The organism is Sivoneniella epilithica UHCC 1019, from assembly GCF_040830845.1.
Taxonomy (GTDB): domain Bacteria; phylum Cyanobacteriota; class Cyanobacteriia; order Leptolyngbyales; family Leptolyngbyaceae; genus ULC077BIN1.
Genome location: NZ_JBFPDP010000088.1, coordinates 1 through 8,337, shown reverse-complemented (window position 1 = coordinate 8,337; position 8,337 = coordinate 1). Strand labels below are relative to the sequence as shown.

Annotated in this window: 14 protein-coding genes; 5 read left to right on the top strand and 9 right to left on the bottom strand. The window is 47.4% G+C overall.

Going from position 1 to position 8,337, the window contains the following annotated elements; translation table 11 throughout:
- The coding region (locus tag AB3R30_RS26245) for a hypothetical protein (RefSeq protein WP_458652161.1) at window positions 1-1,907 on the top strand (1,907 nt) is incomplete at its 5' end.
- A 299-nt stretch (window positions 1,908-2,206) separates the two neighbouring features.
- Window positions 2,207-2,389, top strand: a complete 183-nt coding sequence (locus tag AB3R30_RS26240) for a hypothetical protein (protein ID WP_458652160.1) — start codon at window positions 2,207-2,209, stop codon at window positions 2,387-2,389.
- A 427-nt stretch (window positions 2,390-2,816) separates the two neighbouring features.
- Here the strand turns inward: AB3R30_RS26240 and AB3R30_RS26235 are convergent, their stop codons facing one another.
- From AB3R30_RS26235 to AB3R30_RS26215, 5 genes are all read right to left on the bottom strand, one after another.
- Window positions 2,817-3,197, bottom strand: coding sequence for a hypothetical protein (locus AB3R30_RS26235; protein ID WP_458652159.1), 381 nt, complete (start codon window positions 3,195-3,197; stop codon window positions 2,817-2,819).
- 81 nt (window positions 3,198-3,278) lie between these two features.
- Window positions 3,279-3,704 carry a hypothetical protein gene (locus tag AB3R30_RS26230; RefSeq protein ID WP_458652158.1) on the bottom strand — a complete coding sequence of 142 codons (426 nt, stop codon included), beginning with the start codon at window positions 3,702-3,704 and terminating at the stop codon, window positions 3,279-3,281.
- A gap of 76 nt (window positions 3,705-3,780) precedes the next feature.
- A complete protein-coding gene (locus AB3R30_RS26225) occupies window positions 3,781-3,948 on the bottom strand; it encodes a hypothetical protein (protein ID WP_458652157.1) in 168 nt (55 codons plus the stop codon).
- Between the two features lie 47 nt (window positions 3,949-3,995).
- Window positions 3,996-4,340, bottom strand: a complete 345-nt coding sequence (locus AB3R30_RS26220; RefSeq protein WP_458652156.1) for a hypothetical protein — start codon at window positions 4,338-4,340, stop codon at window positions 3,996-3,998.
- 75 nt (window positions 4,341-4,415) lie between these two features.
- A complete protein-coding gene (locus AB3R30_RS26215) occupies window positions 4,416-4,625 on the bottom strand; it encodes a ribbon-helix-helix protein, CopG family (RefSeq protein ID WP_458652155.1) in 210 nt (69 codons plus the stop codon).
- Between the two features lie 356 nt (window positions 4,626-4,981).
- Between AB3R30_RS26215 and AB3R30_RS26210 the strand changes: the two genes are divergently transcribed.
- On the top strand, window positions 4,982-5,326 hold the full coding sequence (locus tag AB3R30_RS26210; protein WP_458652154.1) for a hypothetical protein: 345 nt from the start codon (window positions 4,982-4,984) through the stop codon (window positions 5,324-5,326).
- A 13-nt stretch (window positions 5,327-5,339) separates the two neighbouring features.
- Here the strand turns inward: AB3R30_RS26210 and AB3R30_RS26205 are convergent, their stop codons facing one another.
- On the bottom strand, window positions 5,340-5,594 hold the full coding sequence (locus tag AB3R30_RS26205; protein ID WP_458652153.1) for a hypothetical protein: 255 nt from the start codon (window positions 5,592-5,594) through the stop codon (window positions 5,340-5,342).
- A gap of 136 nt (window positions 5,595-5,730) precedes the next feature.
- On the opposite strand from AB3R30_RS26205, the gene AB3R30_RS26200 reads away from it, so the two are divergent.
- The gene (locus AB3R30_RS26200; RefSeq protein WP_458652152.1) at window positions 5,731-6,147 is read left to right on the top strand and encodes a hypothetical protein; all 417 of its coding nucleotides are present in this window, start codon (window positions 5,731-5,733) and stop codon (window positions 6,145-6,147) included.
- A 131-nt stretch (window positions 6,148-6,278) separates the two neighbouring features.
- On the opposite strand, the gene AB3R30_RS26195 is transcribed toward AB3R30_RS26200, so the two are convergent.
- Together AB3R30_RS26195 and AB3R30_RS26190 are read right to left on the bottom strand one after the other, a co-directional pair.
- Window positions 6,279-6,608, bottom strand: a complete 330-nt coding sequence (locus AB3R30_RS26195) for a hypothetical protein (protein ID WP_458652151.1) — start codon at window positions 6,606-6,608, stop codon at window positions 6,279-6,281.
- An 89-nt stretch (window positions 6,609-6,697) separates the two neighbouring features.
- On the bottom strand, window positions 6,698-6,931 hold the full coding sequence (locus tag AB3R30_RS26190; protein WP_458652033.1) for a hypothetical protein: 234 nt from the start codon (window positions 6,929-6,931) through the stop codon (window positions 6,698-6,700).
- Between the two features lie 175 nt (window positions 6,932-7,106).
- Between AB3R30_RS26190 and AB3R30_RS26185 the strand changes: the two genes are divergently transcribed.
- On the top strand, window positions 7,107-7,316 hold the full coding sequence (locus AB3R30_RS26185) for a hypothetical protein (RefSeq protein ID WP_458652150.1): 210 nt from the start codon (window positions 7,107-7,109) through the stop codon (window positions 7,314-7,316).
- A gap of 179 nt (window positions 7,317-7,495) precedes the next feature.
- Here the strand turns inward: AB3R30_RS26185 and AB3R30_RS26180 are convergent, their stop codons facing one another.
- Window positions 7,496-8,218 carry a hypothetical protein gene (locus tag AB3R30_RS26180; RefSeq protein WP_458652149.1) on the bottom strand — a complete coding sequence of 241 codons (723 nt, stop codon included), beginning with the start codon at window positions 8,216-8,218 and terminating at the stop codon, window positions 7,496-7,498.
- Window positions 8,219-8,337 lie beyond the last annotated feature (119 nt).

The following is an 8,337-nucleotide window of genomic DNA, read 5'->3' as shown; positions in this document are numbered from 1 at the left end:
CAGCAGAGCGGCTGCATAAGTTAGGTTTTGAAGCGGTCTATCACTTTCAAGACAACCCCGGTTTATACCGTGAAATGTTAAGGGATGGGCACCCCGGCATCTACATCATGTGCCCTGACTCATTGAAAGATTATGCAGTGAAGCACTGTGATTGGAAAGATACCATTCTGGTAATCGATGAGTTTTCAAGCATCAGGAAAGAGGTTCTCAGCAAAACTGAAATCATGCCAGAGTTTGAGCGATTGATGGCTGAGAGCCAAACCTTAGTTGCGATCGATGCTTTCCTAGGCGATATAGATGCCCGAATCATTTCGCGCTATCGCCCAGGCGCAAGGGCAATTTATGATCAAGCTTTCACCCCGTCACAGAAGCCGATTCAGTGGTTAGAGACTCGCACCAAAGACGGCAAAATCTCCATGTCACACGATGGCATTGGCTATGGTTTATTGCGGCAATGGGTAAACCAAAATTATCGGATTGCGATCGCATCTGACAGCAAGCGGGATGCCAAAATTTACGCACGATTCCTACGGCGGCTAGGGGTGAAAGTGCTGTTGTGTACTAGCGAAACCGTAGAAAGCAATCAGCGTTTATTGAAAGACCCCGATGGCATCTTGGCAGAAACCGAGGCTCAAGTGCTGATCTATAGTCCTACGGCTCAAAGCGGTCTAGATGTGCAAACTCATTTTGATCGCGGCTTAGCCCTTTACAGCGGCGTTATCTCTCCACTCGACTTCCTCCAAATGATTGGGCGCTGCCGTCAGTGTGACCAGTGGGCAGTGTCAGCCCCCCGGCGATCGCTCGATCCAAACTGCCTGGTATCCTCGCTCGATAGCCCCAAAGTTCTAAAAATGGGTGAAAAACTACAGCAAACTTTCACCGATCTGGAGATTGAAAGCAGTGCTAAAACTCGCGGCTGGGGTCTGTGGCAGAGCATCACGAAAGAAATTGAGAAATCATTTCACTCCGAATATCTACAGCAATTGTTGGGCTACTTCTTTGGGTCAGTGGAAACGGTTGAGGTTGAGTGCGATCGTAACTATTACCAATCAGACGGAAAGGAGATTAAGCAGGAAGAAACTCAAGCGATGCTTAAAGCAAACCTTGGCAATGGGCAACGGCTCCAAAGCTTGCAAAAAGCTCCATCTAAGGATTCCGACGTATGGGACTTGGCGTTGGCGGTACAGTATGACCGCTATCCAAAGATTTGGAAAATCCTGATTCAGACTTTTGCTCAGGGTCATTCAGAGGCTCAACAGTGGGCGATTGAGTTTGCGATTGTTGTGTCCAGTGACAGACTTGAAAAGTTGAAGCATTGGGTTAGTGCAACAGGTGAACATGCTAGCGACGATTTGACAGCACTGCAAGACCAGATAAAACGGCGCTTCACAAGCTACACAAGCCAACACTACAAGGCGTTGCAGTTTCGCACTCTGTTTCAGGAGTTGAGGCTAGAATCACTGGCAAAAGTGCAGAGAGGGGAAACAGCCAATGCCCACACGACACATTTCAGAGTCCACTCTACCCGCATTGGGGAACTGTGGGAAACTTTCCAGCGATCTCCCAAACTCACCAAGTTGTTCCCTTTTGTAGAAACACAAGCCGACTTTTTTACAACAGTAAAACGCTGCATGACCTTTTTCGGCTACGAGGCGCACGGGAAAACGATTAGGCAAGAATCCGATGAACTCCACCCCAATGGCAACGATAGGCACGGAAAACCACGGCTTAGCGCTTCTCAAAGCTTGTGGTTCTGCGGTTGGCTGATTATGGCTGAGTCAGGTAACAAGTTATTCCAGGAACATTTTGAGTGGATTATCGAGGCGATTAGCGATCGCCTGACATTGGAGAGGGAGAAGCGGCAACAGTGGTTAGAACGGCAACAGCCCCCACCAATAGCAGCGTAGGTTTGCTTAAAACATGGTTCAAAGCATCTCAAAGATGTGTGGCTTTGCTGTGCTTAAAAACGTGTGTGAGCCTCTCTCAGTCTGCCTCACACACGTTTTGTAGGCTCAAAAGCTGTCGATCCATCCAAGGTGATTTTGAACCATCAAAAAGCTTAAAGGCACACGCAGATCGTGAGGGCAGAAAGTGAGGAATTTAGGGGTCTCCTTTGCCTTAGAGAGTTTGTGTGTGATCCGTCGTCAATATACAAAAATCATTATCCAGAGCGGCTCACACACAATTTTTATAGGGACGGAATCGCATGACTCAACTACCTCCAGACACGAAAATTGAAACCCCAACAGGACGGCGGGGTGTGGTTGTGATTTCTCCAGGCAGCGCTCATCTCCCCTTGCACTGTCTGGTGCTATTTCCATCGGGCGATCGCCAATGGCTGTTGGCAGAAATCCTGACAGCGATCGCCCCCGAACCAAAGTTGCAATAATTGCAACTGACAATTTTCAAACCGAACTCAAACAAGGAAAAGACAACGCCCGGTCAGAGCTTTGGCTTAGCAGGTACGATCGCCGCAATCATTTGAAGTCTGTTTTTTGATCAGTTTTTTGATCAATGCAAGGGTAAGTGTAACCCCTGTAACCCCTGCGAAGTCTACCAACTACGGTTGATCAGGCAATCGATCAACTGGGATCAGTTGCCTGATTTTTTTCGCTTATTTCACAACCTTTTTGTCAAGCCGTCTAAGCAGTGAAAATAGTATCAGTGCCAGCGAAGCGATCGCCCTTCTCTCTCAAAACCCTTCTCAACCCTTCTTCCTTCTCAACCCTTCTTTCTTGTTTGCAGTTTTATTGTGTGGGCTATCTTCTTAAGGCACTGGACGCTGCTTGGGCTGCACAAAGTAAGGTTTAACAGTTTCATTTACGAGCGTCTGGGTTCCTAATCTTGGTTTGCATTTCAGAACAAAGCGACCAAAGCGCACCATCTAGAATTGCTCGATGTGCCTTAATTGTTGAAGGCGATCGCCCTAGGTCTGGGTCAGTCTCAATAAATTGGTAAAGGTCGTTGAGAGACAAATTTTGTTTGATCATTTTGCACCAAAGCTTGCCCGCTGTCAGCAAAGATTGATCGGTGATTTTGAAGCTTGCTGTAGCTGGATCACTTGCCAGGTTGCGTCGGAGAAAGTAGATATAATCTTCTTCGGGTGGTAACTGTATCTGCATCCGAGCGATCGCGGGTGGTGGGGTTGAGTGGAGGACAAGGAAGGTTGCGATCGCTAAAGCTAAAGTTCGCTTCATTTTTCTACTGGTGATTTTTTACTCAGTCTTCCCAGTCGAAGTACAGAATTCAGGATGCTTGTTCCAAAATTCATCTTGGATTCATTGACCGTGGTCGCCTCGAAGTTTTTTAGCATAAAACTCAAATTCGGCGGTTAAACTCTCAAAGACGTTCTTTGGCTGCAAAAAAAAATCGTAGAGCGCACTTGCTGCTAACTGGTCGTAAGAGTACCCAGCAGCAAGAACCGCCGCGTCCCACTGTGCAGTTTCTTCGCCACGTAGCATGAACGGCAATGACCCGCGATCGCCCTCTACTTCAACAATTTCAGGGATGCCCTGGTTCAAGCAGCGCTGGATATAAGTCGTGATGATGAACCGCAATAGGTCAGTGCGGTTTGTGATTTCCTGCCCTTCGATAACAACTGTTTTTGAATACAACCCTAGAAAACCTGTTTCTTCGTTCAGGCGATCGCATAAAATTTGCGGCACTTTCAAGGTCAGTTTTGTTTTTTCAGTGGAGTTGGTCATTTTTTTTATCCTTAGTAAACGGGTGGTTGCATTTGATAAGTGAGATTAAAACCAGAAGCCCGCAATCTAAAACCCTCTAGACTCGCTCAAAACTTGCAGCAATATTGCTCTTTCCCTTGTAGCCAGTGCCCTTAAGCCCGTAAAGCGCGAGGCATTGCTCAGCATTCCGCTTGCTCCACAGCCTAAAGCCGTTGTAGGGGCGATCGCAACCTTGCTCAGTGGCGACGGCGTAAGCTTGCTGCATGGTAAGCCACTTTTCTCCGTCGGCTCGTTGCTCGTTGCCAGTGGCAGTTATGCCGCTATCCGCTTTTTTGGCTGGTCTACACCCTGGTCTATACGATTCGTTTTAGCGTCTAGATGCTTCAGTCTCAGGTCTATACGACGGTCTATACTCACGTCTAGATGCTTCAGCCTTTTGTCTATACGCTGATCTATACGAGCGTCTAGATTGCCGTCTATACGATTTGGCGCGTCTGTGCCTGTGTCTAGATACTTGTCTAAATGTCCCTCTAGATACTCTGCTACCAGTCGTTTTAATACCTGTGAAGCATTGGTATCGCGAGTGTTTGCTCTTGCCTTAAATTCCTCCCACTGGTCAGGAGAAAGCTTAAAAGTTGCTAAAATCGAAGGTGCCATCTATACCGCCGTCTATACTTGTTCACCTCTAAGTATAGACGATTTAGGGAACTGTCTAGACAATCGTATAGACGGTTATTTGATGATGAGCGCTGCAAGCTTGCTTACTTTTTCTTCCAGCGCATCCAGGCGCGATTTGATGATCGGAGCTTTAGCTTTTTTCAGATAGAGCGCGATCGCTTCCCTGACTAGGGCGCTTTCAGATTGTCCGGTAGCCTGTCGAATCTCGCAAAATTGCTGATACCATTCAGAAGGAATCTTCCCGGCGACGTGAGCAAGTTTCATTTTGATTAATCCGATTAACTGATTACCCTATGCTCTGCTTTCTCTTCAGAAAACAGCAGGTCAAAAAGAGAGTGTTAGTCCAAGTTTAGTCCAAAACTTTGGACTAATTCTAGAACTCTTACTCAGCAAGCATTTAAGATCATTGACTAATTGCGCAATAAGCAATTATTCATCGAATTCATTGCGTTTCAGCCATTCGGGGGACTGGATTTAGTCCAATCAGCAATCCTGATTAATTGCCCGATCCAAGCTGCCAATTTTGCCGATTTTCGCCTGCGGGATGAATGTGGCAATGTCTGTTTTCTTATTCGTGTGCAAATGTTATGATGTGAGTATAAGTTGCACACGAATAAACAATGACACTTGCAGAACTTGAATCGGCGCTGGTAACCCTTCAAGCCAGGGCAGCAGAGATTAAAGGATCGGGCGATTGCCTGCAAGATTGCTGGATTGGGAGATCGGCGGGTGGCGGCAATGCCACAGGATTAGGAAAGCAGCCAGGGCGCTATGCCACAGTGCGCTCGCGCAATGGGCGCAAAACTGAATATATCTCCATTGAAGATCCTACACTTTTGGCGGCGAGGGAGGCGGCGATCGCCCGTGGTAGGCAGTTGACTAAACTTGAGCGCGAGATTAAAAAGGTCACTGTTCAACTAGACCAACTGATAGCAACAGCAGCGCGGTTAGGGTTGCCAGTTTGAAAAAAGTTAGGCACTACATTTTTTCTAATCGCTTCCATGAGTGGCGGGTTTCTTCAACACAGCAGTCGATTTGAGGCGTTATCGAACGGAGCAAACTTAATGCCACGCGAAATTCCTTGGTTTGATTCTCGATTTCCTCGAACTGTGCGATCGCTAAATTGAGCAACAAAACTGAATCCTCAAGCGATCGGGCAATTCGTAGACCTTCAGCAATTACGGCGCGGCGATCTGGTTCAGGTAGTGAACCTAGGGCAATAGTTTTAGACATTACAAATCCCTCAATTAATTTTGTACAAAACGCTCTAGAGACCTGGAAGCGGTCAGAGGGTATCCTCAAAAGTGGAACCTATAGGAGTGGAACTTTTTACTTGGTAGCAGGCGGAAGGGCAAGCGCAAAAAAACTGATGTTGGCAGAACGCCGTCAACGGGCGATCGTGCTGCGAAAAGCCGGGGCAACCTATGAGCAAATTGCGACGGTAATCGCTCGCGAGTTTGCTGAATTCCGCAACTACAGCCGCTCTATGGCGTTTCGCGACGTGCGAGACGTATTGCAACATATTGAAGACAGTTGCTTTGAAGAAGCGGCAATCATGCGGCGGCTTGAAAGTGAGCGATTGGACATGGCTATGTTTGCAATCCATGAGCGGGTTGAAGAGGGGAACTTGTACGCGATCGACCGATGGATCGCTATCATTGCGGCTCAATGTCGGCTGTGGGGTTTGAACTTACCCCCGGCTGAAAGACCAATCGCTGAAACCACCACTAGCGAAATTGAACTGAAACTCATCACGCCAGACTTGTTTGAAAATAGTCGAAATTAAAATGTCTCTGCTCATAGGTGATTGCGGTGTTTTTCGCTCTGAGGTGTCTTCTCAAAAAGAGCAACTTATAGAGAAGTGAAAGTTTCGCTCCAAAAGTGATACTTATAGGAAGTGACATTTTCGCCAAAGTTCTAAGCCGCGATCGCCGTAGAAATCGGTTCACCAATCGCACTCAGCACCATCAATCGTTCAGATGCTCTCAACTTACGGCTATTGCTCCACTTGCTAGAACCAGGCACCGAGTAGAGCTTTGCCAGCGCTGGCAACGTGCGATCGTCCGGCACAATCGGCGCGGGTGATGCTGGAATGTTGAGCAGGTCCGTTAGATCATCCGTCACCGGCTGCGGTGTTTGGGCGCGCTGCCAACAGTTAACCAGGTGCGAAATGAACAGAGCAGCGGCAATCATCAACGGTGCGATCACGGCAATGGTCAGTAAATCTTGAAGCGTGGTGTATGTCATTTTTTACGGTCTCCTAAAGTGTGGTGTGTGATTCCCGGTGAAGTGATGGGAAGGTAGGGAGCTTAGCGGCTCCCCTCGCTGGGTGTTAGTTAGAACGGAAGCGGGTATCGAGTCGGCAACGCTTCAAAATATTCGTAGCCGCCTAAGCCACGCATGAACTTTTGATGGGCGATTTCTCGCATCACATCAGCAAGGCGATCGCTGGTAGTCTCAACTTCAAAACTCTGTTCGTCTGCGGTTTGGTGATTAACTAAGGTGACCAGATGAACAAATGAATCTGACAGGACTGGGAGTGTTGAAGTTTGAGCAACGGCTGTTAACATGTGAATTGCCTCTTGTAGGTGGGGTTGCGTTCAGATGTCCAGTCGGTACGCAACTCCTTTGACTTCTTCAATATATCACTGTTAACAAGTGAATAGATGAGTTTTATGTAAAGATTGTGTAAATATCTATCACTGTTAACATGTGGTAAAGTTGAATAAACTTAGAGGTGTCTCTATGCCTAACCCACATCCAAAGATTGAAAATCTCACATCGTTTAAGCGAGTTGGCGATCGCGATTTAGGGAAGGTCATTGGCACTCGTTACCCGCTCGATGTGCAAGTAGCTTTACTCCAGTTGAAAGACTCTCAAGGGTTTATTAGAGGGGCGGTTGAAGCTGCTTTAAGAGAGCGTGGACTGATGGGCAACGATGACACAGCGGCATAGCGATCGCTCAATCCATCACCCATATTTCCTAATAGAAACCTCACCCGTTTGTAGAGTGAGGTTTTGTTTTAGGACATCTAAGGACATTTAGGAGGTTTAGGACATTAGGACATCCTTTTAGGACAAAAGGACATGTCCTATCGGTGTCCTTAGCCATTTTTTTTAGTTCTCAGGACATCCTAAATGTCCTTTTTTTGATAGCTCTCTCCATCAATTTCTATTAGGAGATGAGCGCTCATAGCTTCAATCAAAACGCGATCGAGCGTTGCTTTATCGCGTCCGTTTTGCTTTGCCCAGTAGCTACTCTGTATCTGCTCTCTCGTGATAATTTCACCCGCTGGTTTAGAAGCAATCCACTTGAGAAAAGCTGCTGTTTTTGGATCGTCTGCATATTCAATCAGCAGGGCTTCAATGGGGGCGATCTCGGTTGGCAGAACCTCCGCGATCGCTGTAGATCCCTCAGCCATTTTTGGCAGTGGCAACCCATAAGCATTGGCTAGCTGCTCAATCTTTTTCGGGGTGAGAGCAGGTGAATTTAATAAATCATCTATATCCGCTGAGGTATGGCTAGCCACTTGCGGCATTGCAGCGCCAGGGCGCAAATTATTCAGGTTGGGCGCGGTTGCTTGAACAGGCGGCTCAAACACAAACGAGATCTCGTCCTTTTGCCCTGGTAGTTGCAGTTTGCCCTTGCCAGTTGCCTTGAGGAATCCTGTATCTAAATCCGCTACGCCGGGTTCTAGTTCAGCGATCGCCATTCCTGCGTCTCGCAGCCGTGCCCCTTTCTTCAATCCCATAAATTCTAAGGATGGATCGTGCGTCACGATGAGCAGCGGTAGCCCTACCTTGCGAGATTCAGTTAGCCCAGTCTGGGTGAACTCATGCAGTAATTCTTGGCTCACATTGGCGGACCAGCTAGAGGCTTCCTCACAAATCACGGTTTCGACTAGTAGGCTGTCAACTTTATTTTGGTGGATAGATGGGAGAGAATAGAGCGGCAGCTACCTCTGAACCAATCATG

Excerpts from the sequence above, each read along its gene's own strand:
- AB3R30_RS26200 (WP_458652152.1), top strand. The coding sequence starts at position 5,731 with ATGTTGGCAGAACGCCGTCAACGGGCGATCGTGCTGCGAAAAGCCGGG.
- AB3R30_RS26195 (WP_458652151.1), bottom strand. The coding sequence starts at position 6,608 with ATGACATACACCACGCTTCAAGATTTACTGACCATTGCCGTGATCGCA.
- AB3R30_RS26205 (WP_458652153.1), bottom strand. The coding sequence starts at position 5,594 with ATGTCTAAAACTATTGCCCTAGGTTCACTACCTGAACCAGATCGCCGC.
- AB3R30_RS26215 (WP_458652155.1), bottom strand. The coding sequence starts at position 4,625 with ATGAAACTTGCTCACGTCGCCGGGAAGATTCCTTCTGAATGGTATCAG.
- AB3R30_RS26220 (WP_458652156.1), bottom strand. The coding sequence starts at position 4,340 with ATGGCACCTTCGATTTTAGCAACTTTTAAGCTTTCTCCTGACCAGTGG.
- AB3R30_RS26235 (WP_458652159.1), bottom strand. The coding sequence starts at position 3,197 with ATGAAGCGAACTTTAGCTTTAGCGATCGCAACCTTCCTTGTCCTCCAC.
- AB3R30_RS26230 (WP_458652158.1), bottom strand. The coding sequence starts at position 3,704 with ATGACCAACTCCACTGAAAAAACAAAACTGACCTTGAAAGTGCCGCAA.
- AB3R30_RS26210 (WP_458652154.1), top strand. The coding sequence starts at position 4,982 with ATGACACTTGCAGAACTTGAATCGGCGCTGGTAACCCTTCAAGCCAGG.
- AB3R30_RS26185 (WP_458652150.1), top strand. The coding sequence starts at position 7,107 with ATGCCTAACCCACATCCAAAGATTGAAAATCTCACATCGTTTAAGCGA.
- AB3R30_RS26240 (WP_458652160.1), top strand. The coding sequence starts at position 2,207 with ATGACTCAACTACCTCCAGACACGAAAATTGAAACCCCAACAGGACGG.
- AB3R30_RS26225 (WP_458652157.1), bottom strand. The coding sequence starts at position 3,948 with ATGCAGCAAGCTTACGCCGTCGCCACTGAGCAAGGTTGCGATCGCCCC.
- AB3R30_RS26190 (WP_458652033.1), bottom strand. The coding sequence starts at position 6,931 with ATGTTAACAGCCGTTGCTCAAACTTCAACACTCCCAGTCCTGTCAGAT.